Source organism: Halomonas sp. 18071143 (genome assembly GCF_019211725.1).
Lineage (GTDB): Bacteria > Pseudomonadota > Gammaproteobacteria > Pseudomonadales > Halomonadaceae > Vreelandella > Vreelandella stevensii.
On the sequence record NZ_CP078120.1, the window covers coordinates 101,590 to 126,079 of the forward strand.

At 59.8% G+C, this 24,490-nt stretch carries 19 protein-coding genes and 2 rRNA genes; 8 read left to right on the forward strand and 13 right to left on the reverse strand.

Going from position 1 to position 24,490, the window contains the following annotated elements; genetic code table 11:
• Positions 1-171 precede the first annotated feature (171 nt).
• From KVY02_RS00480 to KVY02_RS00490, 3 genes are all read left to right on the forward strand, one after another.
• Positions 172-3,065 (forward strand): 23S ribosomal RNA (locus KVY02_RS00480).
• A 165-nt stretch (positions 3,066-3,230) separates the two neighbouring features.
• Positions 3,231-3,346, forward strand: a 5S ribosomal RNA gene (rrf, locus tag KVY02_RS00485).
• Between the two features lie 114 nt (positions 3,347-3,460).
• A complete protein-coding gene (locus tag KVY02_RS00490) occupies positions 3,461-4,792 on the forward strand; it encodes a deoxyguanosinetriphosphate triphosphohydrolase (RefSeq protein WP_016915647.1) in 1,332 nt (443 codons plus the stop codon).
• On the opposite strand, the gene KVY02_RS00495 is transcribed toward KVY02_RS00490, so the two are convergent.
• The 3 genes from KVY02_RS00495 to KVY02_RS00505 all read right to left on the reverse strand — a co-directional run bounded on the left by KVY02_RS00495 (position 4,789) and on the right by KVY02_RS00505 (position 6,851).
• Entirely contained in the window at positions 4,789-5,697 is a 909-nt protein-coding gene (locus tag KVY02_RS00495) for a nuclease-related domain-containing protein (RefSeq protein WP_081194866.1), read from the reverse strand. The two genes, KVY02_RS00490 and KVY02_RS00495, sit on opposite strands and share 4 nt — an antisense overlap.
• Before the next feature lie 61 nt (positions 5,698-5,758).
• The gene (locus KVY02_RS00500; protein ID WP_016915649.1) at positions 5,759-6,133 is read right to left on the reverse strand and encodes a translation initiation factor Sui1; all 375 of its coding nucleotides are present in this window, start codon (positions 6,131-6,133) and stop codon (positions 5,759-5,761) included.
• A gap of 19 nt (positions 6,134-6,152) precedes the next feature.
• On the reverse strand, positions 6,153-6,851 hold the full coding sequence (locus KVY02_RS00505) for an HAD family hydrolase (RefSeq protein WP_218314111.1): 699 nt from the start codon (positions 6,849-6,851) through the stop codon (positions 6,153-6,155).
• Between the two features lie 225 nt (positions 6,852-7,076).
• On the opposite strand from KVY02_RS00505, the gene KVY02_RS00510 reads away from it, so the two are divergent.
• A complete protein-coding gene (locus KVY02_RS00510) occupies positions 7,077-7,394 on the forward strand; it encodes a hypothetical protein (RefSeq protein WP_016915651.1) in 318 nt (105 codons plus the stop codon).
• A gap of 11 nt (positions 7,395-7,405) precedes the next feature.
• Here KVY02_RS00510 and KVY02_RS00515 read toward each other — a convergent pair whose 3' ends face one another.
• The 7 genes from KVY02_RS00515 to tkt form a co-directional block, all read right to left on the reverse strand.
• Complete coding sequence (locus KVY02_RS00515) at positions 7,406-7,750, reverse strand: hypothetical protein (RefSeq protein WP_016915652.1); 345 nt, start codon at positions 7,748-7,750, stop codon at positions 7,406-7,408.
• A 116-nt stretch (positions 7,751-7,866) separates the two neighbouring features.
• Entirely contained in the window at positions 7,867-8,931 is a 1,065-nt protein-coding gene (gene fba / locus KVY02_RS00520) for a class II fructose-bisphosphate aldolase (RefSeq protein ID WP_016915653.1), read from the reverse strand.
• A gap of 40 nt (positions 8,932-8,971) precedes the next feature.
• On the reverse strand, positions 8,972-10,138 hold the full coding sequence (locus KVY02_RS00525; protein ID WP_218314112.1) for a phosphoglycerate kinase: 1,167 nt from the start codon (positions 10,136-10,138) through the stop codon (positions 8,972-8,974).
• 44 nt (positions 10,139-10,182) lie between these two features.
• Positions 10,183-11,220 (reverse strand): type I glyceraldehyde-3-phosphate dehydrogenase, encoded by a 1,038-nt coding sequence (locus KVY02_RS00530; protein ID WP_218314113.1) that lies wholly within the window; start codon positions 11,218-11,220, stop codon positions 10,183-10,185.
• Positions 11,221-11,278: 58 nt separating this feature from the next.
• Complete coding sequence (locus KVY02_RS00535; RefSeq protein WP_218314114.1) at positions 11,279-11,998, reverse strand: LrgB family protein; 720 nt, start codon at positions 11,996-11,998, stop codon at positions 11,279-11,281.
• Complete coding sequence (locus KVY02_RS00540; RefSeq protein WP_218314115.1) at positions 11,988-12,341, reverse strand: CidA/LrgA family protein; 354 nt, start codon at positions 12,339-12,341, stop codon at positions 11,988-11,990. The genes KVY02_RS00535 and KVY02_RS00540 overlap by 11 nt, the downstream gene beginning before the upstream one ends.
• Before the next feature lie 51 nt (positions 12,342-12,392).
• Entirely contained in the window at positions 12,393-14,384 is a 1,992-nt protein-coding gene (gene tkt, locus KVY02_RS00545; RefSeq protein ID WP_081137897.1) for a transketolase, read from the reverse strand.
• 243 nt (positions 14,385-14,627) lie between these two features.
• Here tkt and metK point away from each other — a divergent pair, with 243 nt between their 5' ends.
• Together metK and ligB are read left to right on the forward strand one after the other, a co-directional pair.
• The gene (gene metK / locus KVY02_RS00550; protein ID WP_016915659.1) at positions 14,628-15,848 is read left to right on the forward strand and encodes a methionine adenosyltransferase; all 1,221 of its coding nucleotides are present in this window, start codon (positions 14,628-14,630) and stop codon (positions 15,846-15,848) included.
• A 188-nt stretch (positions 15,849-16,036) separates the two neighbouring features.
• Entirely contained in the window at positions 16,037-17,716 is a 1,680-nt protein-coding gene (gene ligB / locus KVY02_RS00555) for an NAD-dependent DNA ligase LigB (RefSeq protein ID WP_218315022.1), read from the forward strand.
• On the opposite strand, the gene KVY02_RS00560 is transcribed toward ligB, so the two are convergent.
• Entirely contained in the window at positions 17,713-18,648 is a 936-nt protein-coding gene (locus KVY02_RS00560) for an AEC family transporter (protein WP_081137899.1), read from the reverse strand. The two genes, ligB and KVY02_RS00560, sit on opposite strands and share 4 nt — an antisense overlap.
• Before the next feature lie 140 nt (positions 18,649-18,788).
• Here KVY02_RS00560 and metF point away from each other — a divergent pair, with 140 nt between their 5' ends.
• The gene (gene metF, locus KVY02_RS00565; protein WP_081137901.1) at positions 18,789-19,628 is read left to right on the forward strand and encodes a methylenetetrahydrofolate reductase [NAD(P)H]; all 840 of its coding nucleotides are present in this window, start codon (positions 18,789-18,791) and stop codon (positions 19,626-19,628) included.
• A gap of 173 nt (positions 19,629-19,801) precedes the next feature.
• The gene (locus KVY02_RS00570) at positions 19,802-21,019 is read left to right on the forward strand and encodes an SLC13 family permease (RefSeq protein ID WP_218314116.1); all 1,218 of its coding nucleotides are present in this window, start codon (positions 19,802-19,804) and stop codon (positions 21,017-21,019) included.
• 43 nt (positions 21,020-21,062) lie between these two features.
• On the opposite strand, the gene KVY02_RS00575 is transcribed toward KVY02_RS00570, so the two are convergent.
• Together KVY02_RS00575 and KVY02_RS00580 are read right to left on the reverse strand one after the other, a co-directional pair.
• Entirely contained in the window at positions 21,063-23,264 is a 2,202-nt protein-coding gene (locus tag KVY02_RS00575; protein WP_218314117.1) for a TRAP transporter permease, read from the reverse strand.
• Between the two features lie 125 nt (positions 23,265-23,389).
• The gene (locus tag KVY02_RS00580; protein ID WP_081194852.1) at positions 23,390-24,382 is read right to left on the reverse strand and encodes a TAXI family TRAP transporter solute-binding subunit; all 993 of its coding nucleotides are present in this window, start codon (positions 24,380-24,382) and stop codon (positions 23,390-23,392) included.
• Between the last annotated feature and the right edge of the window lie 108 nt (positions 24,383-24,490).

The window sequence follows — 24,490 nt, forward strand, 5'->3', positions numbered from 1 at the left end:
AATGAAAGAAACAGCGTGTTTATCACTGCCTATGGCAGTCGCTCTTTAACAATGTATATCATGCTGACAGAAACGCGTTGAACGCGTTTCTACGTAAATTGTATTGTGATACGTCTCAAGCGTATCCGGCAATCGTTATCATTGCGAACCCCAGACTCCTTCGGGTTATAGGGTCAAGCAATGAAGCGCACACGGTGGATGCCTAGGCAGCCAGAGGCGATGAAAGACGTGGTAGCCTGCGATAAGGTTCGGTGAGGTGGCAAACAACCTGCGACCCGGACATCTCTGAATGGGGAAACCCACTCATCACAAGATGAGTATCTTGCGCTGAATACATAGGCGCAAGAGGCGAACCAGGGGAACTGAAACATCTAAGTACCCTGAGGAAAAGAAATCAACCGAGATTCCCCTAGTAGCGGCGAGCGAACGGGGACCAGCCCTTAAGCGTGTGACGGATTAGACGAACAGACTGGGAAGTCTGGCCATAGCGGGTGATAGCCCCGTAGTCGAAAATCTGATCACGTGAAATCGAGTAGGTCGGGGCACGAGAAACCTTGACTGAAGACGGGGGGACCATCCTCCAAGGCTAAATACTCCTGGCTGACCGATAGTGAACCAGTACCGTGAGGGAAAGGCGAAAAGAACCCCGGAGAGGGGAGTGAAATAGATCCTGAAACCGTGTGCGTACAAGCAGTAGGAGCAGACTTGTTCTGTGACTGCGTACCTTTTGTATAATGGGTCAGCGACTTATATTCAGTGGCGAGGTTAACCGTATAGGGGAGCCGTAGGGAAACCGAGTCTTAACTGGGCGACACAGTCGCTGGATATAGACCCGAAACCGAGCGATCTATCCATGAGCAGGGTGAAGGTTGAGTAACATCAACTGGAGGCCCGAACCAGGATCTGTTGAAAAAGATTTGGATGACTTGTGGATCGGAGTGAAAGGCTAATCAAGCTCGGAGATAGCTGGTTCTCCTCGAAAGCTATTTAGGTAGCGCCTCACGTATCACCTCCGGGGGTAGAGCACTGTTTCGGCTAGGGGGTCATCCCGACTTACCAACCCGAGGCAAACTCCGAATACCGGTGAGTGCCAGCGTGGGAGACACACGGCGGGTGCTAACGTCCGTCGTGAAAAGGGAAACAACCCAGACCGTCAGCTAAGGTCCCCAAATCCTGGTTAAGTGGGAAACGATGTGGGAAGGCTCAGACAGCTAGGAGGTTGGCTTAGAAGCAGCCATCCTTTAAAGAAAGCGTAATAGCTCACTAGTCGAGTCGGCCTGCGCGGAAGATGTAACGGGGCTAAACCAGGTACCGAAGCTACGGGTTCATCCTTACGGATGAGCGGTAGAGGAGCGTCGTGTAAGCCGATGAAGGTGTGTTGAGAAGCATGCTGGAGGTATCACGAGTGCGAATGCTGACATGAGTAACGATAAAGGGAGTGAAAAACTCCCTCGCCGGAAGACCAAGGGTTTCTGTTCGACGCTAATCGGAGCAGAGTGAGTCGGCCCCTAAGGCGAGGCCGAAAGGCGTAGTCGATGGGAAACGGGTCAATATTCCCGTACCGGACATGATTGCGATGGGGGGACGGAGAAGGCTAGGTGAGCCAGGCGTTGGTTGTCCTGGTGAAAGTGAGTAGGCTGGGGTCTCAGGTAAATCCGGGACCCTTCAAGGCCGAGACACGAAACGAAGACACTACGGTGTCGAAGTCATTGATGCCACGCTTCCAGGAAAAGCCTCTAAGCTTCAGATCATGTGCGACCGTACCCCAAACCGACACAGGTGGTCAGGGTGAGAATCCCAAGGCGCTTGAGAGAACTCGGGTGAAGGAACTAGGCAAAATGGTGCCGTAACTTCGGGAGAAGGCACGCCGGCGTAGGGTGACGAGACTTGCTCTCCAAGCCCGAACCGGTCGAAGATACCAGGTGGCTGCAACTGTTTAGTAAAAACACAGCACTCTGCCAACTCGCAAGAGGACGTATAGGGTGTGACGCCTGCCCGGTGCCGGAAGGTTAAGTGATGGTGTTAGGATTCGTCCGAAGCTCTTGATCGAAGCCCCGGTAAACGGCGGCCGTAACTATAACGGTCCTAAGGTAGCGAAATTCCTTGTCGGGTAAGTTCCGACCTGCACGAATGGCGTAATGATGGCCACGCTGTCTCCACCCGAGACTCAGTGAAATTGAAATCGCCGTGAAGATGCGGTGTACCCGCGGCTAGACGGAAAGACCCCGTGAACCTTTACTATAGCTTCACACTGGACGCTGATGTTGCCTGTGTAGGATAGCTGGGAGGCTTTGAACCTCGGACGCCAGTTCGAGGGGAGCCAACCTTGAAATACCAGCCTGGCATCATTGGCGTTCTCACTCAGGTCCGTAATCCGGATCGAGGACAGTGTGTGGTGGGTAGTTTGACTGGGGCGGTCTCCTCCCAAAGCGTAACGGAGGAGCACGAAGGTACCCTCAGCACGGTCGGACATCGTGCAATGAGTGCAAGAGCATAAGGGTGCTTGACTGCGAGACAGACACGTCGAGCAGGTGCGAAAGCAGGTTCTAGTGATCCGGTGGTTCTGTATGGAAGGGCCATCGCTCAACGGATAAAAGGTACTCCGGGGATAACAGGCTGATACCGCCCAAGAGTTCACATCGACGGCGGTGTTTGGCACCTCGATGTCGGCTCATCACATCCTGGGGCTGAAGTCGGTCCCAAGGGTATGGCTGTTCGCCATTTAAAGTGGTACGCGAGCTGGGTTTAGAACGTCGTGAGACAGTTCGGTCCCTATCTGCCGTGGGCGTTGGATGTTTGAGAAGAGCTGCTCCTAGTACGAGAGGACCGGAGTGGACGACCCTCTGGTGTTCCGGTTGTCACGCCAGTGGCATTGCCGGGTAGCTATGGTCGGACGGGATAACCGCTGAAAGCATCTAAGCGGGAAGCCCCCTTCAAGATGAGACATCCCTGAGGCCTAGAGCCTCCTGAAGGGCCCAGCGAGACCAGCTGGTTGATAGGCACGGTGTGGAAGCGCTGCAAGGCGTTGAGCTAACGTGTACTAATGGCCCGTGAGGCTTGACCCTATAACACCCAAGGGGTCTGGTCGTAGTGATAACGAAGGAGTGCGAACGCACTCGCAACACCGGATACGCGGCAGTGAGCCCAAGTGCTTGCTGACAAGAGACGCACACAATACACGTCAAAAATACGTCAAGAACACCTCAGCATGATATGCATTACCTGTTACGCCTGACGACCATAGCACGCGTGAACCACCTGATCCCATGCCGAACTCAGAAGTGAAACCGCTTAGCGCCGATGGTAGTGTGGGGTCTCCCCATGTGAGAGTAGGTCATCGTCAGGCACTTATCCCGTAGAAAGCCCCGAGCACACTGTGTTCGGGGCTTTTTGCTGTGCGTTAAATTTGTCTACACTTGGTGCTTTTATGTCAGAATGAAGGCTCCAAGGAGGAGTGCCGATGACACAAATGCAATGGGATCAGTTACTTTCCCCTCAGCGCTTACATGACAAGCGCCCCGGCAGTAACCGCGAAATAGGGCGCACTCCTTTCCACAAGGACCATGACCGCATCGTTTTCTCAGGCTCCTTTCGTCGCTTGGGGCGCAAGACGCAGGTGCATCCCCTTACCGAAAATGACCATATCCATACGCGGTTGACCCACTCCTTGGAAGTCGGCTGTGTGGGCCGCTCGTTGGGCATGATCGTCGGCGAGTTGCTGCGTGATCGGCTGCCGGAGTGGATCACCCCAGCTGACCTGGGCGTCATCGTGCAAACGGCCTGTCTCGGGCACGACATCGGTAACCCCCCCTTTGGCCATGCCGGTGAATATGCCATTCGTGACTGGTTTCGCCGTGCCGAGGGGAGTGGCTTGCTGGAGGGGCTCGCCGAACAGGAGCGCCAGGATCTGCTGACCTATGAGGGGAATGCTCAGGGATTTCGTGTCATTACGCAGATCGAGTACAACCAGTTCAACGGCGGCATGCGGTTGTCTGCAGCAACCCTGGGGACTCTGTTGAAATATCCCTGGACCGTTCGCTATGGTGGCCGCGCTGGCAAGTTTGGCTGTTATCAGTCCGAGCAGGCGTTGCTCAAGGAAGTCGCTGACGCCGTGGGTCTGATTCCTCAGGGCGAGCAGCGCTGGTGCCGTCATCCACTGGCGTGGCTGGTCGAAGCGGCGGATGACATCTGTTATGCGCTGCTGGATCTGGAAGATGGCCTCGAAATGGGGATTCTGCGTTACGAAGAAGTCGTCGAAATACTGCGTCAGATTGCTGGCGAATTTCCCCCTGAGTATGAAGAGATGCAGCGCAAGAGTGTCTCGCAGCGCCGCCGTATCGCGCTACTGCGGGGGGCAGCCATGGAGCGTGCGGTCAATGATGTGGCGGCCGTGTTTGTACAGCATGAGCAGGCGCTGCTGAGCGGTACCTTGAGCGATGACCTGCTGGAGCTTTGCCATCCGGATCTGGGCTGGGGCGTGCAGTCTGCCAAGCAGTTGGCTCGAGAACGCATTTTCCAGAACGAGCGCAAGGCCAAGCTGGAAATCGGTGCCTACACCACGCTGGGGATTCTGCTGGAGGCGTTCATTGGTGCTGCCCATGAGCTACATCATACCGGGCAAAGCTCTTTCAAGCATCAGCGCGTGCTGGCACTGATCGGTGAAAACACGCCGCTGCCCTCCTGGACGCTCTACGACAGCTACCGTCGTATGCTGGATTTCATTGGTGGCATGACCGACCACTACGCCGTGGACCTTGCCCAGGAGATGGGCGGGCGGCTGCGCGGGGATTAAACCGACGGGTGGCGCAAATGTTTTAGCTCCATCAGCCGTACCCGTTCCAGTAAGGTATGGATGACCTTGTCATGGATGGCGTCGCTCATATGGCCCGGTTTAAGCTCGCTCAACTGGCGTGACAACCGCTCTCCGCTGACCACCAGAATGTCCGAAGCTGCCTCGCTGGTATCGATTTGCCAGCCTGGCAGCACCAGCACGCCTCGAACGGGAACAGGCACCCCACAGCGTCGCTCCAGCCACTGGGTGAGCCAATTGACCCCCTGACGCGTCTTGTGCAGTGGGCGACGCTCCTGCCAATGGGGAAAGCGCAGCCGTTCGCGTTCGACGGCCACGCTATTGAGCTCGCGGCCATCCGAACCTATCGCCAGCGCTCTGGCGCGGGTTTCGACGACAAAGACGCCATGGGGCGTCACGACCACGTGGTCGATGGTGAAGCTGTCGGTAGGTACGTCGTGAAACACATAGTAAGGGTGTGCCTCCGGACGGATGAGTCGCTCCAGCTCCTGGCCAACGGCCAGCTCGCAGGCCAAGCCCAGCTTCAGGCGACGGATACGCTGGTAATCGCGTACCAGCAGCAGTGAAAACGCCAGTACCAGCAGCGTGCTGAGCAGCCCGTACAGTGCCCACTCCACCCAGTCCTGCTGCTCCACGAACAGCATGCGGCCCATGCCGTAGACCAAGGGCGCCAGACTCACCAAAGGCCCTAGCGTACCGTTTAGAAATAGGCTCGAGAATGCTTGATCCAGCCGGTAACGCAGTGCCTGCCCAGGCTCGTGAAGCGGGGCATCGAAAGGAGACTGCACGCGAGCATCATGCAGACTGCGCAGCGCCAGCACGATACCGCCCATTGCCGCCATCGGAAACAGGAAAATGAGAGGTAGCAGGTATTCCAACCAAACCATTGCGATGCCTTGCCCTTGAGCCGTTTACCAGAAGTAGAGCGATTGGTGCTACATCAATACTTCAACCGCCTGCCAATTTTACCTGATACCCCATGGAGGTTAGCGCGTCACGCAGGGTTTCGCGATGATCTCCCTGGATTTCGATCACGCCCTGCTTGACGGCGCCACCGGTGCCACAGCGCTGCTTCAGGGTCTTGGCCAGTGCTTTCAGCTCCGCGTGGGCCAGCGGTATACCGCTGATGGTGGTCACACCCTTGCCTTTGCGGCCACTGGTCTCTCGTCGAATTCGCACGATGCCATCCAACGTAGCCAATCGTGCCTGTTCGCTGGCGTCTTCGCAGTGGCAGTCGTCAATCGCGGCACGGCACTGGGGGCATGTCTTGCCATGCTCGGTGGAATACACCAGACCACCCAGTTGGTCACGTAATGAAGCCATGTCTTGTCTCTGCTGAGGGTTATTTCGCTGTCGAGTGATGCGGCATTGCCGTGTGCCATCGCTCGCGGGTCAAACGCTCCACAACGGCAGGCAACTGATACATGTTACTGATCATGATAGCGCCTTCCGGGGTATTTTCGGCATCTGGAAAGCGGTTTAAATGAATCACCGTCATGCCCGCTTGAAGTGCTGCCCTGACGCCGACCAGCGCATCGTCGATGGCAATGCACTGTGCGGCAGCAAACCCCATGATGCTGGCCGCATGTAAGTGCAGGCACGGCTCGGGTTTCCAACAGTTGGCGGTATAGCCGCTGAACAGGCGGTTATCGAAGTAATGGGTCAGGCCCGTGGCTTTCAGCGCCGCGCGTATCTTCGTTTCCGGGCCGTTGGAAACCACCGCGCTGGGGTAGTGCGACAAGGCTTCCAGTGCTTCCAGTGCGCCTGGAATGGTGGTGAGTTCGCTGGTGAGCCGCGTGGCTAATTTGGCGCGCATGTCGCGTTCCATGCGCTCGAGTTGTTCGACGTCTACATGGCCGTGGCGGTCCTGCAGTTCGGCGACGATCCTGCGAAAGCGAGCACCGCGAAATTCGCCCATATAGTCGGAAGCAGCGAAGGGAAGCCCCACCGTATTGAGGCCGCGTGCCATTTCTTCGGCAAGCAGGGGTTCGCTATCGACGAGCGTGCCATCACAGTCAAACAACAAAAGTGGAAGCGGCATGTCAGTTCCTTGCAGTACCTGAAGCACTACGCATGTTGGGGTAAGCCGACCATCTTGCTATTGAACGGGATTTTAGCTCCTTTGTGAACACTGTTTGATAATTTTTTACGTTTTCGTCGATGGCGGAGTCGCTGCACGTCGGGAAAGCCCCTGGCAGGTGCTTATCCCGCGGAGCGGCTATAGTGAACAGGTGCAACGACATGCATCATGAAAAAGGAGATTGATATGCGAGTATCCCCTTGGCTATTACCTTGGGTTTTGAGTGCATCCTTGTGTGTAGTCGCGGCCAGCGCGTGGGCAGACACCGCGGCTGAGAATGGACAGCACGAAGCGTTGGATGATGCGGCGCTGGAAGAGACGTACGGTATCAAGGCGGGGGCCGTCCGACGCGACGAACAGCCCGCCTCACAAGCGCAGGAAGATGCTGGCGACGATGATGAAGAGCATGCCGAAGGCGGCACTGGGGGCACCGGCAGTGCCGATGACGCCATGTTGCAAGGTGAAGACGAACAGAGCAGTGAAGAGCAAAGCAGCGATCAGTAATGCGATGCCGCTTAACGCGACAAGCGTCGTGAGTTGGCACTGCTGCGCCGATGGTAAGGCTTCATGGCTTGTTGACTGGTTGTCCACCATGGCGCGTACTGACCGCGCATGGCGCTGAACAAGACTTTTTGCATGATGAGGCCAGCTTCCACGCTGGCCTCGATCTTTTCAGTCACCATGCGCTGGTTTTCACGCATCATGGCAGGACTGAAAAAGGGCTGCGTTTGCCATAGTTGCTGACGCATGGAAATCGTGGAGAGCGAAGAGCTCCATAGCTCCATGCCCATGATGCCTGCTTTCCACAGGTCAAGGAACATCAGGGGCGGTGTCAGCATTGGCAGAGGGGTGTGCTTCATGGAGAAGGCTACCTGGTGAAGAAATGGGCGGAGTTGTTTAGTAATAGCTCATTATTGCTGCATTGCAATAAAAAAGGCGACCCGAAGGCCGCCTTGATGTCGTCGCGAGGCGCTGCTTATTTGATCTTGGGCGCCAGCTCACCACGCTCGTAGCGCTGGAACATGGCTTCCAGGCTGATCGGCTTGATCTTGCTCGCGTTGCCTGCGGTGCCAAAGGCTTCATAGCGGGCAATACACAGATCGCGCATGGCTGTGACGGTTTCTTTCAGGAACTTGCGCGGATCGAACTCTGATGGGTTCTCGGCCATGAAACGACGCACGGCGCCGGTCGAGGCCAGACGCAGGTCGGTATCGATGTTGACCTTGCGCACTCCGTGCTTGATGCCCTCGATGATCTCTTCCACCGGTACACCGTAGGTTTCCGGGATCTGACCACCGTAGCGGTTGATCACTTCCAGCCACTCCTGGGGCACCGAGGAGGAGCCGTGCATGACCAGGTGGGTATCCGGAATACGAGCGTGGATCTCTTTGATACGCTGGATCGAGAGCGTATCGCCCGTGGGCGGCTTGGTGAACTTGTAAGCGCCGTGGCTGGTGCCGATGGCAATGGCCAGGGCGTCCACATGGGTCGCCTTGACGAACTCGGCAGCCTCTTCCGGGTCGGTGAGCATCTGCTCCATATCCAGCTTGCCTTCGGCGCCAATGCCGTCTTCTTCACCGGCCATGCCGGTTTCCAGGCTGCCCAGACAGCCCAGTTCGCCTTCTACAGAGACGCCACAGGCATGGGCCATTTCAACGGCACGACGGGTCACGTCGACGTTGTAGTCGTAATCCATCGGCGTTTTACCGTCTTCGCCCAGGGAGCCATCCATCATCACGGAGGAGAAGCCGAGCTGAATGGAGCGCTGGCAGACAGCCGGGCTGGTGCCGTGATCCTGGTGCATGACGACCGGAATGTGCGGGAACTCTTCCACCGCCGCCAGAATCAGGTGGCGCAGGAAGGGGGCGCCAGCGTATTTGCGTGCGCCAGCAGATGCCTGCACGATCACCGGGGAGTCAGTCGCGTCAGCGGCTTCCATGATGGCCCGCATCTGTTCCAGGTTGTTCACGTTGAACGCGGGAATGCCGTAGCCGTATTCGGCGGCGTGGTCGAGCATCTGGCGCATGCTAATCAAAGCCATGGGGTCACCTTATTGGGTTGTATGTTCAGAGTTCTAAGTATTAGCGCTGAGCAGCGGCTTCCAGCGCGGCAACGGCCGGCAGCTGCTTGCCTTCCACGTATTCGAGAAATGCTCCGCCGCCGGTCGAGATATAGGAGACTCGGTCAGCGATCGCGTACTTGTCGATGGCCGCCAGGGTGTCTCCACCTCCAGCAATAGAGAACGCGGCACTGTCGGCAATGGCGCGGGAAATGACCTCGGTCCCCTTGCCGAACTGGTCGATTTCAAACACGCCCACGGGTCCGTTCCACAGGATCGTGCCAGCATCCTTGAGCAGGCTGGCCAAGTGGGCGGCCGTGTCGGGGCCAATGTCCAGAATCATTTCGTTGTCTGCCACCTGATCGACGGGCTTGACCACCGCCTCTGCTGCTTCGGAAAACTCGGTGGCCACCACTACGTCGGTAGGCAGCGGAATCTTCACCTTGGCCATCAGCGCCTTGGCCTGGTCGAGCAGGTCTGCTTCGTAGAGCGATTTGCCCACATTATAGCCTGCTGCCGCAATAAAGGTGTTGGCGATACCACCACCGACGATCAATTGATCGCATTTTTCCGACAGTGCGTTCAGCACGTCCAGCTTGGTGGAGACCTTCGAACCGCCGACGATGGCCGCCATGGGGCGTGCGGTATTGGCCAGCGCTTTCTCCAGGGCATCGAGCTCCTGGGCAAGCAGGGGGCCAGCACATGCCTGGGGAGCAAAGCGCGCGACGCCATGGGTAGAGGCCTGGGCACGGTGAGCGGTTCCAAAGGCGTCCATCACGAAGATGTCGCACAGTGCGGCATACTGCCTGGCAAGCTGTTCGTCGTCTTTCTTCTCGCCACGATTGAAGCGCACGTTCTCCAGCAACACCACGTCACCGTTCTGCAGCGTCGGGGCGGTGTCGAGGTAGTCGTTGACCAGTTTGACGGGGCTGCCGAGCAGTTCGCCCAGGTGCTCGGCGACAGGGGCCAGCGAGAACTCGTCAGCGGGTTCACCTTCCGTGGGGCGGCCCAGGTGGCTCATGAGCAGTACTTTGGCGCCCGCCTTGGCGGCAGCTTGTATGGTCGGCAGCGCAGCACGCAGGCGAGCATCGCTGGAAACACGGCCGTTCTTGATCGGCACATTCAGGTCTTCACGAATCAGTACGCGCTGCCCTTCCAGTGGCAGGTCGGTCATCTTTTGCACGTTCATGTGAGCGGTTTCCTCGTGTTCAAGCGAATGAAAGGTCGTGGCGGTCATGCCCGCTGGCGTAGCGTTGCCAGCCGCTGGCTGATATCCAGCATACGGTTGGCAAACCCCCACTCGTTGTCAAACCAGCACAGCAGCTTGAGCAGGCGCTTGCCTGCCACTCTGGTTTGCGTGGCGTCCAGAATGCCAGAGCGAGGGTCGTGATTGAAATCGATGGAGGCCATGGGGGCCTCGGTATAGCCCAGCACGCCCGCCAGCCGCTGTTGGCTGGCCTCGCGCAGCAGTGCATTGACCTGCTGGGCATCGGTGTCGCGGCGTACGGTAAGCGAGACATCCATGGCCGAGACGTTGATCGTGGGAACGCGCACGTGCAGACACTCGAAGCGGCCTGCCAGCGCTGGCATCAAACGGCTGATGCCCACCGCCAACCCGGTATCGACCGGGACGATGGACTGCATCGCCGAGCGGGTAAGGCGCAGGTCGGTCTGGTGGTAGGCGTCGATGACCGGCTGGTCGTTCATGGCCGAGTGAATCGTGGTGGTGACACCGTGCTCCAGCCCCAGCGCTTCACCCAGTACCGTCAGCAAGGGCACCAGGCAGTTCGTGGTGCAGGACGCCGCCGAGAGGATGCGCTGTTCACCGCTGAGCTCATGCTCGTTGATCCCCCACACGATGGTGGCATCCACGTCGTTTTCTGCCGGTTGGGAAAACAGCAGCTGCCGTGCACCGGCCTTCAGGTGCCGCTCCGCCGTGGCGCGATCCTTGAAGCTTCCTGAGCACTCCAGTACCAGATCGATATCCAGGGCTTTCCAGGGAAGCGCATCGGGGTCACGCTCACATAGCACCTGAATGCGCTGGCCGTTGATCACCAAGGCATCACCCTCGTTCTCGACCTCGCCAGGAAAACGCCCGTGGGTGGTGTCGTAGCGGGTGAGATAGGTGATGGTGGCCAGGTCGGAAAGTTCGTTGATGGCGACCACTTCCAGATCGGGATGGCCACGCTCCACCAGTGCACGCAGTACGCACTGGCCGATACGCCCATACCCATTGATTGCAATGCGAAACTTAGCGGTTGCGTTAGCCATGTCGCGAAGCGGCCCCAAAAAAAGTGGCTAGATGATAACGTACTTCAGCGCTCGTTGCTCAGCTGCCAGCTCCCACCAGGCCCCAGGCGAATGGCAGCAGCAACGCGGTGAAAATGCCCGTCAAACTCATCCCGAGGGAGGCAAAGGCACCGGCAGTGGGGCTCATCTCAAAGGCCCTGACAGTGCCAATGGCATGGCCGTTGAGCCCCAGGGCGAAGCCGAGCAGGCGTTCGTCAGTAATGCCCAGCCACTTGGCGGCGAGGCTCACCATCGGGATGGTGGCGACGCCGGTGACCAGCAGCGCGCCCATCAACAGGGCAACGCTGCCACCCAACTGTTCGGTGATCCCGATGGCAATCGGGGCCGTGACGGACTTGGCCGCGATGGAGGCGAGTACTTCTGGGCTGGCGCCGAGCAGCCAGGCAATCCCCAGGGAATAGCAGGCGGCCAGAGACGCTGCCACGGGCAGGCAGGCGGCCAGGGGGCGCCATAGTTCACGAATACGCGGTAGCTGTTGATAGAGGGGCATGCCGAGGGCCACGGTGGCAGGCCCCAGCAGTACGGTCAGCCAGGTCGCCCCCTGTTGGTAAGTGGGGTAAGGCAAACCCAGCACGGCAAGCGTGGCCGCCAGCAGCAGAGCGGCAATCAGAATGGCGGGTAGCCAGGCCGGGTTGCCCAGCCGCCGGAACAGTGCGGTGCCCAAGAGGTAGGCCGCCAGCGTCAGGCCCACGGCAAACAAGGGCGTCGTGGTCAGTATGGTGAGTGTGTCACTGGCCATGTGCACGACCCATCAGACGCTTGAGCAACCATAGCGTGGTCAAGACGCTGAGCAGCGTGCCCAGGAGCAGCGCCGCCAGGATGGCCAGCCACTGTCCGGCCAGTTGATCGAGAATGAAAAAGACCCCGACCACGCCGGGCATGATCAGCATGGCCAGTAGCGCAATCAGGGGCTGGGCGGCGGCGGCAAGGCTGGTGGGCACACGGCCGATAAGGGCCAGAGTGACGCACAGCAGCAACATGCCGACCACGCCAGAAGAAATGGGCAGGCCGGAGAAGTGAACCACGGCTTCTCCAACCTGCCAGTAGCCGATCAGCCAAAGCAGGCCATTCAGCGCGGGCATCTATAGGCCCGCGCTGCCTGTGCCGGCGTGATCAGGCAAACTGAGATAAGCTCAGCCGAGCAGCTCATTGGCCTGCTTGACGATATTCTCGACGGTAAAGCCAAAGTGCTTGAACAGCTCGCCTGCCGGGGCCGACTCACCGTAGGTGGTCATGCCAATGACGCGCCCTTCCAGACCAACGTACTTGTACCAGTAGTCGGCGTGGCCCGCTTCGATGGCAATGCGCTTGGTCACGGCTTTGGGCAGCACGCTCTCGCGGTAGTCGGCGTCCTGACCGTTGAAGCGGTAAGTAGATGGCATGGACACCACGCGCACGGCCTGGCCCTGCTGCTCGAGCGTGGCCGCGGCTTCCATGGCCAGCGCCACTTCGGAGCCGGTGGCAATCAGGATCAGCGCGGGCGTGCCGTCGCAATCCTTCAGCACATAACCGCCGCGCTGGATGGCGGCTAACTGGGCCTTGGTGCGCGGCTGGTGCGGCAGGTTTTGACGCGACAGTACCAGCGCAGTGGGGCCGGAGTGGCGTTTGATGGCCGCATCCCAGGACGCCGCCGTCTCCACCGCATCGCAGGGACGCCAAGTGTTCAGGTTGGGCGTGGTGCGCAGGCTGGTGAGCTGCTCGATGGGCTGGTGGGTCGGGCCATCTTCACCCAGACCGATGGAGTCGTGGGTAAACACGTAAATGGCCTGCTGGCCCATCAATGCCGCCATGCGCACGGCATTACGCATGTACTCCATGAAGATCAGGAAGGTCGCGCCATAAGGAACGAAACCACCGTGCAGGGCGATACCGTTCATCACTGCGCCCATGCCGAATTCACGCACACCGTAGTGCAGGTAGTTGCCGCTGGCATCTTCAGGAGTGATCGCTTTGGCGCCTTTCCAGAACGTCAGGTTGGAGGGCGCGAGGTCAGCGCTGCCGCCGAGCAGTTCCGGCATTTGCGGGCCAATCACGTTCAGCGCTTCAAAGGAGGCTTTACGTGAAGCGATGCTTTCGCCTTTGTCCTGGGCCTGCTCGATCAGCGCTTCGGTGGCCAGCTCCGTGGGCAGCTGCGCTTTCATGCGACGCTTGAACTCACGGGCCTGCTCGGGGAATGCTTCGGTGTAGCGAGCGAAGCGGCCTTCCCACTCCTGCTGGCGAGCTTTACCCGCTTCGCGAGCATCCCAGGCGGAGTAAATGGGCTCGGGAATGTGGAAGGGAGCATGCTCCCAGCCTAGCTGCTTGCGCGCCAGCGCTACTTCATCGTCACCCAACGGTGCGCCGTGGGACTCTTCTTTGCCCTGCTTGTTGGGGGCGCCAAAGCCGATGATGGTCTTGCAGATGATCAGGCTCGGCTTGTCGTCCTGGCTCTTCGCCAGCTCGATGGCGGCCTTGATCTCTTCAGGCTTGTGGCCATCGACGTTGGGCACCACGTGCCAGCCGTAGGACTCGAAGCGCTTGGCGGTATCGTCGGTGAACCAGCCTTCGACTTCGCCATCGATGGAGATGCCGTTGTCGTCGTACAGAGCAATCAGCTTACCCAGCTGCTGAGTGCCGGCCAGCGAGGCCGCCTCATGGGAAATGCCTTCCATCAAGCAGCCATCGCCCAGGAAACACCAGGTGTGGTGGTCAACGATGGTGTGGCCGGGGCGGTTGAACTGTGCGGCGAGGGTTTTCTCGGCAATGGCAAAGCCGACGGCGTTGGCAAAGCCCTGGCCCAAGGGGCCGGTGGTGGTTTCGATGCCGGGGGCGTATCCGTACTCAGGATGGCCTGCCGTGGGCGAGTGCAGCTGGCGGAAGTTTTGCAGCTGTTCCAGGCTGAGTTCGTAACCGCTCAGGTGCAGCAGCGAGTAGAGCAGCATGGAGCCATGGCCGTTCGACAGCACGAACCGGTCGCGATCGGCCCACTTGGGGTCTTCGGGGTTGTGCTTGAGGTAGTCATTCCACAGCACCTCGGCAATATCAGCCATGCCCATGGGTGCGCCGGGATGGCCAGATTTGGCCTTCTGAACGGCATCCATGGAAAGGGCGCGAATGGCATTGGCCAGCTCAAAACGGGACGGCATGGGGTGCTCCTCGCCTGAAAACGGAAAGAATAAAAGCGCTATTGTCGCTGACTTCCTCGGCGGCGGCAAATTCTCGAGGTGCGTTCTGGGAAGAACCCCCAACAGCGTGTAGACTCTGCCTCCCGAAGTAGTAGTGAAAAGGCTCTGCTGCTTCTATATACGGGCAGGGAACCTCCTGCCATGATTTCCTGCTGATGCTGCGGTCATAACGAAGCAGCCGTCATACAGAGGGTCGAGTGCGCGATGAGCGAATATTCCCTGTTTACCTCCGAGTCCGTTTCCGAAGGTCATCCTGACAAGATTGCTGACCAGATTTCTGATGCGGTGCTGGATGCCATTATCGCCCGTGACAAGCAGGCGCGTGTTGCCTGTGAAACGATGGTGAAGACGGGTGTTGCCATTATTGCGGGTGAAATTACCACCTCGGCATGGGTTGATCTCGAAGCGCTGGTGCGTGATGTGATCACCGATATCGGCTATACCTCCTCACAGGTAGGCTTCGATGGCGCCACCTGTGGCGTGATCAACCTGATCGGCAAACAGAGTGTGGATATTGCTCAGGGCGTTGATCGCACCAAACCCGAAGATCAAGGGGCGGGCGACCAGGGCCTGATGTTCGGTTACGCCACCAACGAAACCGACTCCTTCATGCCGGCCCCTATTCACTACTCCCATCGCCTGGTCGAGCGTCAGGCAGAGCTGCGCAAGCATGGCCTGCTGCCTTGGCTGCGTCCTGATGCGAAGAGTCAGGTCACCTTCCGCTACAATGCCGAAGGCCAACCCTGTGGCGTGGATGCCGTGGTGCTGTCGACCCAGCATGACCCGGAAATCGACCAGGAAGACCTGCGCAAGATGGTCAAGCGCGAAATCATCGAGCAGGTGATTCCCGCAGAGTGGCTGGATGCGAACACCCAATATCATATCAACCCGACCGGCAAGTTCGTGATCGGTGGCCCAGTGGGCGACTGTGGTTTGACGGGGCGTAAAATCATCGTCGATACCTACGGCGGCATGGCCCGTCACGGCGGCGGTGCGTTCTCGGGCAAGGATCCCTCCAAGGTAGACCGCAGTGCGGCCTACGCGGGCCGTTACGTGGCGAAGAACGTGGTTGCTGCAGGCTTGGCCGACAAGTGCGAGATTCAGGTGTCTTACGCCATCGGTGTGGCAGAGCCCACCTCCGTGTCGATCGACACCTTCGGCACAGGCAAGATCGACGATGCGAAAATCGTCGAACTGGTGCGCGAGCATTTTGACCTGCGCCCCTATGCGATCACCACCATGCTCGACCTGCTGCACCCGATGTATCGTCTGACCTCTGCCTACGGCCACTTTGGTCGCGAGCCGTTCGAGCATAGCTACCGTTGGACGGACGACAAAGGGGAAGAGCATACCGAGACGTTTACGGCGTTCCCTTGGGAGAAAACCGACAAGGCCGACGCGCTGCGCAAGGCGGCTGGTTTGTAAACACCTGGTCATACCGCTGCCCTGATAGCGCCCCCTGATGAAAATCAGGGGGCGTTTTTATTCTTTCCTATTGACTGAACAACGTAACATTGCATCACGCCCCGTTTGAGTTAAGTTAACGTTAGTACGGTGGTTCAGGCGCGGTGGTGCAGGCACCGATGGCTTTGCTGATCATCAGGGGGGCGGCGATGGTGTGGCGGTGGATATTCAGAGCAGGGTGGCTGAGTGGCCTGTGCGCTCTAGCGCTGACGGCGCAGGCCGAGGAGTGCCCGGCATGGCCACAGGAGCGCCTTGTTCAAGAGCGCCAGACGCTGGCCGAGCATATCGCGCTGTGGGACCGTGCCTACCATGACGAGGGTGAGTCGCTGATTGCCGATGAGCTTTACGATCAGGCGCTGGCGAGGCTGACGCATTGGCAAACCTGTCTGGACGATACCAAGCCCCACCGCCCCCTGACCCGATCCACCCGTAGCGATGGCACGGTGACTCACCCGGCTGCGCAAACCGGGCTCCACAAGGCCGACGAGGCCGGAGTGCGGCGTTTTACCAGCCGTCGCCAGGGGCTTTGGATCCAGCCCAAGGTGGACGGTGTGGCGGTGACTTTGCGCTATCGGCAAGGGATATTGGTCGAAGCGGTCAGCCGCGGCGACGGGGAGCGCGGTCAGGACTGGACCGAGCGCGTTCGGCAACTGCCCGATGTGCCTGCTTTGCTGCCCGAGCCGCTATCGGCGGTGTTCCAGGGTGAGCTCTATTGGCAGCTTGATCGGCATATCCAGTCGCAAGCTCCCGAGATTGGCGCGCGCGGTGCGGTGGCCGGGGCCATGGCGCAGCAGGCACCCAGTGAGGCGACGCTTTCCCGCGTTGGCTTGTTCGTGTGGGATTGGCCCGATGGGCCTACCGAGATGACGGAGCGGCTGGCGCGGCTGACGGCGCTGGGGTTCGATACGGCCGAGTACACGCACCCGGTTGCGGGCCATCAGCAAGCGGCCGAATGGCGCGAGCGCTGGTTCAACGAGCCGCTGCCCTTCGCTACCGATGGCGTGGTGCTCAAGCAGGCCGAACGCCCTGGCATTCGTCACTGGTCGGCGTCGCCTCCGGAGTGGGCCATCGCTTGGAAATACCCCGCGCAGCAAGCGCTGGCCCATGTGCGTGGTATCGAGTTTCGGGTGGGGCGCACTGGGCGAGTGACGCCCGTGTTATGGCTGTATCCCGTGAGCCTGGAAGGGCGCAGCATTCGTCGTGTATCGCTAGGGTCGCTTGAGCAGTGGCAGGCCTGGGATGTTCGCCCAGGAGACCACGTCGCCGTGACGCTGGCAGGGCTGACGATTCCTCAAGTCACCAGCGTAGTCTGGCAGAGTGCTGAGCGGGCGCCGCTCAGCGTGCCATCGCCAGCGCGTTATGACCTGCTGAGTTGCCTGACGCTGACCCCAGACTGTGACGCCCAGCTATTGGCACGCCTGACCTATCTGGGGAATCAGCTAGGTATGCGTGGCATCGGCGAAGGCACCTGGCAGGCCTTGATGCGTGCCGGGGTCGTGACGGATTTGCTGGGCTGGCTGGCGCTGTCGGAGGCGCAGCTTCAACAGGCCCATGGTATTGGCCCCGCCACGGCCGCCTCGCTGGCGGCGCAGTTTGCAGCAGCACGGCAGGCACCCTATGCCGCCTGGTTACGTGCGCTGGGCGTACCGCCGGGCGGCAGCGCCGAGCTGGGGGAGTGGGCAACGCTGGAAGGACTCTCCCGCGCCGAGTGGCAGGACCAGCCTGGGGTGGGCCCCGTCCGAGCCGAAGCGCTGGTGGCGTTCTTTGGCCATCCCGAGATCCAGCGGATGGCACGTCAGCTTCAGCAGGCGGGCGTGGAGGGCTTCTAGGCCAGCCCGGCCAGGTAGAGCATCATCCCCAGGTAGAACGGGATCAGCAGTGGCGCCAATAGCGTCGTGGTCAACACGGCCAGGGCGCCTTTTTGGGGCTGAATGCCCAGCTCCATGGCCACGACCACCACATTGGAGGCCATCGGTACCACCCCCAGCAACAGCAGCGCCATGGCCAGCTCCGGTGCCAGCGGCGTCAGCTGTTGCAGCACCAGCACGGCACCGACCATGACCAGTGGCCACAGCACGTAGCGCAGCCCCACGCAGGCTGCCACGAAGCGCGTATCCCAAGCGGCCAGCGTCACCTGGCTGAGCGTCATGCCAATGATCATCATGCCCAGCAGGGTGTACGTGGCGGGAAAGACGGCCAGCGAGTTCATCATGGGCTCGGGGAGCACTACACCCAGCGAGCTGAGCAGCAGGGCCAGCAGGAAGGCATAGACCAGCGGCAGGCGGGCAATCTTGATCAGACTCTGGCGCACCGAGAAGTGCCCTCGCGCGCTCAGGTAAAAGCCCACGGTAAATTCATACAGGTTGATCCCCAGCATGCAGAACAGGTACAGCGTGACGCCCTCCGGCGGCAGCAAGATCAGCGCCACGGGCAGGCCGAAATAGCCGGTGTTGCCGGTGCCGGAGGAAAAGGCCAGCAGAGCACCCTCCAGGGGGCCGAAGCGATGGCGGGTCAAGCGATGTACCAGCAGCGCCATGGCGCTGACCAGCAGAAACATGGCCAGCGACAGGGTCAGATAGGCTGCCGTGGGGCCGCCGTTCATCAGCGCGCGGAAAATCGTCAGGGGAGCAATGAGATAGACCAGCAGCGTGGCAATCGGGCGGGGGTCGATCTTGAGCCGCTGGGCCGCAAGGAACCCTAACCCGACATAGCCCAGCAGCATCAACAGTGGCCCCATCAACGTCGCGGGTGCTAAATCCATTGCTCCTCCTTGAATTTGGTCTGCCGAACAACATGAGCCGAATTGAAGATCGTGCGTGAAATCTTTCATTAGCCGCCACGCGGGTAAGCAGCGAGAATACCTCACATAATGATCACTTTGTTGTACTGCGAGGATACACCATGGGCAGCCAGGAACATCCGTTAGGTATCAGCTTCGAGTTTTTTCCGCCCAATACCGATGCCGGCCGGGAGAAGCTGATTCACGTGCGCGATGAGCTGGTCGCATGTAACCCTCGCTTCTTCTCGGTGACCTACGGGGCTGGCGGGTCCACGCAGGCGCGTACCCGCGATATCGTGCGCACCGTGAGTGAGAGCGGTATTACCACCGCCCCGCACCTTTCCTGTATCGGCAGCGAGAAAGCCCAACTACGTGACCTGCTGGCCCAGTATCAGGCGGAAGGCGTGGATAGCCTGGTGGCGCTACGTGGCGATATGCCGTCCGGCATGGGCAGTATCGGCGAGCTGCGCTACGCCAACGAGCTGGTCGAGTTCATCCGTGCCGAAACCGGTGATCACTTCGATATCGCCGTGGCGGCCTATCCAGAATCTCATCCACAGGCTCCCAGCCTCGACAAGGATGTGGAAAACTTTGCCCGCAAGATGAACGCGGGCGCCAATATGGCGATTACCCAGTACTTCTTTACCGCCGATGCCTACTTCCACTTCGTGGACAAAGCGCGGGCGCTGGGTGTCGAGCAGCCGATCATTCCTGGCATCATGCCCATCACCAACTACACCAAGCTGGCGCGCTTTTCCGATGCCTGCGGTGCCGAAATCCCCCGCTGGATTCGCAAGCAGCTGGAAGCCTATGGCGATGACAGCGAGGCCATCGCGGCCTTTGGCACCGAGGTGGTGACGCGCCTGTGCGAGCGCCTGCTGGATGGTGGCGCGCCGGGGCTGCACTTCTATACGCTCAACCAGGCCGCGCCGGTCATGAAGATCGTCGATAATCTCACCTGACCGGTTGCCGATGTGATCCATGAGAACCGACCTGCGTCCTCTGGCGCAGGTCGGTTTTTTTGATGGGGGTGCGACAGGCGCCGCGCGTGGAAGGCCCGGCTTGGAGAGTGGGCAAGGCATGGCTAACCACCGTATGATGCCTGCTCATTGAACCGTGACGGGAGCAGGAAACGATGTGGCTGATAGCTGCCATGTTCGCAGTGACCTATGTGGGAATGGCCGTGGGGCGGCTACCCGGTTTGCAGGTGGACCGTGCCTGGATAGCGCTCTCTGCCGCTTGTGTACTGCTGCTGACCGGCACCGTGAGCCTGGCGGACGTTGGTCAGCATATCGATGTAGGTGCCCTGGTGTTGCTGCTGGCGCTGATGCTGGTATCGGCACAGTTCGGCTTTTCCGGCGTCTACGGGCGTTTGTCTGCGCTGATCATGCGCCACGCCGAGCGTCCAAGCGTCCTGTTGCTGGGCGTCGTGCTGCTGGGTGGTGTGCTGTCGGCACTGCTGGTCAATGACATCGTGGCCTTTGCGATGACGCCGCTGCTCTGTCAGGCGCTGTTGGCTCGTGGCCTGGATCCTCGCCCCTATTTATTGGCGCTGGCACTGTCGTGTAACGCAGGCTCGGCTGCCAGCCTGATCGGTAATCCGCAGAACATTCTCATTGGGCAGGTCGGCGGGCTCGATTTTTGGGCCTACAGCCTGCAGGCGCTGGTGCCTGCCGTTGCCGCACTGGGCATCACCTACGCCGTCATCTGGGCCATGTGGCGTCACCGCTGGGTGTTGAACGAGCCAGGGGCGGCACCTATGCCGCTGAGCGTGTCCCAGGAAAGCCTGCGTTATAAACCGCTGCTGGCAGCCATGGCGCTGCTGGTCCTGTTCTCGACCCCGCTGCCTCGCGAATGGTCGGCGCTCGCGGTAGCGCTGGTATTGATGATGTCGCGCCACGTCACCAGCCACCGATATGTGCAGGCGGTGGACTGGAACCTGTTGCTGCTGTTCATGGGGCTCTTCATTGTCACCGGCAGTGTCGCTGCCTTGCCGGAGGCGGGGGTGTTGGTCAACCAGTGGCTGGGGGCGGAAGGTGTGCCGGATGACCCGTGGCGCATGGCCGGGATCTCGCTGGTGGCCAGCAACGTGATCGGTAACGTACCTTTTGTGATCTTGCTACTGGGGCTGTTCCCGCAACTGCCGGAGGCCACGCTGGTCATGCTGGCGGTCATGTCGACGTTGGCGGGTAATTTGCTGCTGATTGGCAGTGTGGTGAATCTGATCGTGGCAGAGGGGGCCAGACGGCAGGGCGTTCAACTTGGCTTTCTCACCTTTGCCAAGGCGGGTATTCCGGTGACGCTGCTATCGATGCTGGTGGCGGGTGGGTGGTTTGCACTAGGCGTGCGCTGACAAAAAGGCCGACTCCTGGGAGTCGGCCTGCGTTGATAGCCTGTCAGGCTGCGGTGGGGGCCGGTTTCGGCCCGTGCAGCTTGCGCTGCATCAGGAACATGGCGGCGCCGATACCCAGTCCGGCAATGTCGGTGAAGATACCGCCGTAGATCAGGAACAGCGCGCCGATCATCAGCACCAGCCGTTGCCATATCTGGATCGAGCCAAAGAACCATGCTTGTACCGTGGCTGACAGCATGAAGATACCGATCGACGCCGTAATCGCGACGCGAACGATCTGCATCGGTGTGCCTTCCATCAGCATGGCTGGGCTATAGAAGAACATGAACGGTACGATAAAGGCCGCCAACCCTACCTTGAACGAGGTAATGGAGGTTTGCATGGCGTTATCGCCGGAAATACCGGCAGCGGCATAAGAGGCCAGTGCCACTGGCGGGGTGATCGCCGACATGACGGCGAAGTAGAAGACGAAGAAGTGCGCAATCAGCGGCTGAATGCCGATGTTGATCAGGCCAGGCGCCACGACGGAAGCCGCCACGGCATAGGCCGCCGTGGTGGGCATGCCCATCCCCAGAAGAATGGAGATACACATGGCGAAGAACAGGGCCAACAGTTGGCTCACGCCCGCCATGCCCAGCAGCAGCGACGAGAAACGTGCGCCCACGCCGGTCAGGGAAATGACGCCCACGATCAGGCCTGCACAGGCACACACGGCGATGATCTGGATCGACATGGTGCCTGCCAGCTGCAGGGCCTTGAGAATTTCACGAATGCCCATCTTGTTGGGTGAAATCCAGCTCACCACGGCAGCCGCAGCCGTGGCCAGGGTGCCCGCACGGATGACCGAGTACCCCATGAACAGGGCATAGATCAGGATGATGATCGGCGCAAACAGGTACGCGTGACGGGCCAGTTTGCGGAACTGCGGGATTTCATCCTTGCGCATACCGCGCATGCCTTTCTTCGCAGCTTCCAGGTCGACCATGAAATAGACCGACAGGAAGTACAGCGCGGCCGGAATCAGCGCGGCAACGGCAATCTCGCGATAGGGGATGCCGGTGATTTCCGCCATGATGAAGGCACCCGCACCCATGATCGGGGGCATGATCTGGCCGCCGGTGGAAGCAGCGGCTTCGATCGCCCCTGCGCTACGGCCCGGATAACCTACCTTCTTCATCAGCGGGATGGTCAGAGAGCCGGTGGAGACCACGTTGCCTGCGGAGGTGCCGTTGATCATGCCCATCAGGCCAGAAGCGAAAATCGACACCTTGGCCGGACCGCCCCGCGAGCGCCCTGCAGCGGCAAAGGCGAAGTTGACGAAGTAGTCGCCCACTTTCGAGGCTTGCAGGAACGCTGCAAAAATAATGAACAGAATGATGTAAGTGGAGGAGACCGCCGTCGTTTGCCCGAGCACCCCGATATCGGTGTAGAGCTGGCTGAAGAAGCGGTTGACCGACAGACCTGGGTAGCTCAGGAAGCCAGGCAGGTAAGGGCCGCCAAACACATAGGCCAGAAAAATGGCAGAAATGATGACCAGTGCATTACCTGCTACGCGGCGGGTCAGCTCCAGAATCAGCAGCGAACCGGCCATGGCGGCGTAGGTAATGCCAACCGGGGCAAAAGAGGTGCCCGTGGACATACGCAGTGGCGTATTGTAAACCGTGATCAGATAACCCGCGCTGGCCAGTGCGACGATCATCAGCACCAGGTCAGGCATGGAGAATTTGGAGCGCTCCAGGCGATAGAACCAGGACAGCAAGATAGCCCCTACCGTGGCGAGCAGCATCGGGTAGCCGAAGTGCCAGGTTTCCACCTGTGGGTCGATACGCATGGCGCCCCCGGAAAGGGCTTGCCACATCAGGAAGGCTTGCACCAGTGCGTAGCCTGCGGGCAGTAGCAGCGCGGCTCCCAGCAGTGTCAGCCACTTGGGCGACTCATCGCTGGCGTCACTGGCAAAGCGCGCACCAGTGAACAGGCCGAAGCCAAGAATCAGGGCGCCTGCCACGTGAATGATCCGGTAGGTCCATGTTTCCATGGGCAGGACGTTCAGCGTGATCAGGTGAAACAGCGAGTAGGCGATGGCAACGCCGGCGAAAAGCATCCACTGCCAGCCGGTAAACAGACGACGGTTTGACTCGACGACCTCTTCGTCGACACCTTCGGCGAGTATGGCCTTGGCGTCCTGTTGCTCAACGGGGTCGCTAGCGGGTGCAGCCGGGTTGGGGCTGCCGGTGTTGTTGCTCATGGAGGTTACCCTTGGGATGGATCGTCAGCGAAGATGCTTGGGTAATTCAGGAATTGCTTATTCATGGCCAGAGCGACAAGAGCCGACCCTGTAAAGAGTCGGCTCTTGTGCTGGCACATCCGCGCTTATTGGCGAATCATGTCGTCGGCTATCTCATAGCCGTTTTCATTGAACCAGCGGGCAGCACCGGGGTGGAAAGGCATGACCGTGTTGTACTTGACGTTCTCGGGAATGCTCTCTTCAGCACTGCGGTGGATGGATACCATGCGGTCGTTGTTTTCCATGGTGATGCGCGTGACTTCATACACCAGGCTGTCGGGCAGATCACAGCCGGCAATGGCGAAGTTCCACATGGAAACGGCGCGAGCATCTTCTTCCAGCGTTTCGTAGGTGCTGGCCGGAATCATGAATTCAGAAACCGGGAAGGCGTCGACAATGGTGGCCTGCTCTTCTTCGGTGAACTCGATGATGTTGACGTTGGTTTGAACTTCCAACTGGCTAACGGCCGGGATCGGTACGCCCGCTGCAAAGGCAACGACGTCCAGCAGTCCATCCTGCAACTGACCGCCCAGGTCAGACCAGCCGCCGTTACGGCGCTCGAAATTGACGCCCAGCTCTTCGAGGATGGCAGGGAAGTAAACGTCAGAGGTAGAGCCTGCGGGGCCAAAACCAATGCGCGAGCCGTCCGGAATCTCGGAAATGGAGGTAATGCCGGTGCTGGCCAGTGCGGTGATGGAGAATGGCGTCTCGTACATCGGGAACAGGGCACAGGCGTTATCCATGACGACACCCGGTGCCAGCGGGCTACGACCGTTCATGGCGTCATCTGCAGGGCCCAGTGTGGTCAGGCCGAAGGCCAGCTCACCCGCGTGAACCAGTGCCAGGTTCTGCGTCGGACCACCGGTGACTTCACCACCGCCGGTAATGCCGCCCAACTGGTCGGCCAGCAGGTTCGCCCAGCCAGAACCGTAGATGTAGAAGGTGCCGCCCTGGCTGGCAGTACCTACGGTAAAGCTGGAGGGCCAGCCGTCACGATCAACTTCCGCATGGGCGGTGGTCGCAGCAACCAGCGCGCCGCCAGCCAGCAGGGCAAGAGACTTGGGCATCATATTACGCATGGCGAGATTTCCTAAGCTGTTATTGGGATTATCGTCTGGCATATCGAGAGTATGGCCAGTGCTCGTTCTAATAAGCAGCTTATGTAGAGCGATTGTCGTGCCAATGGC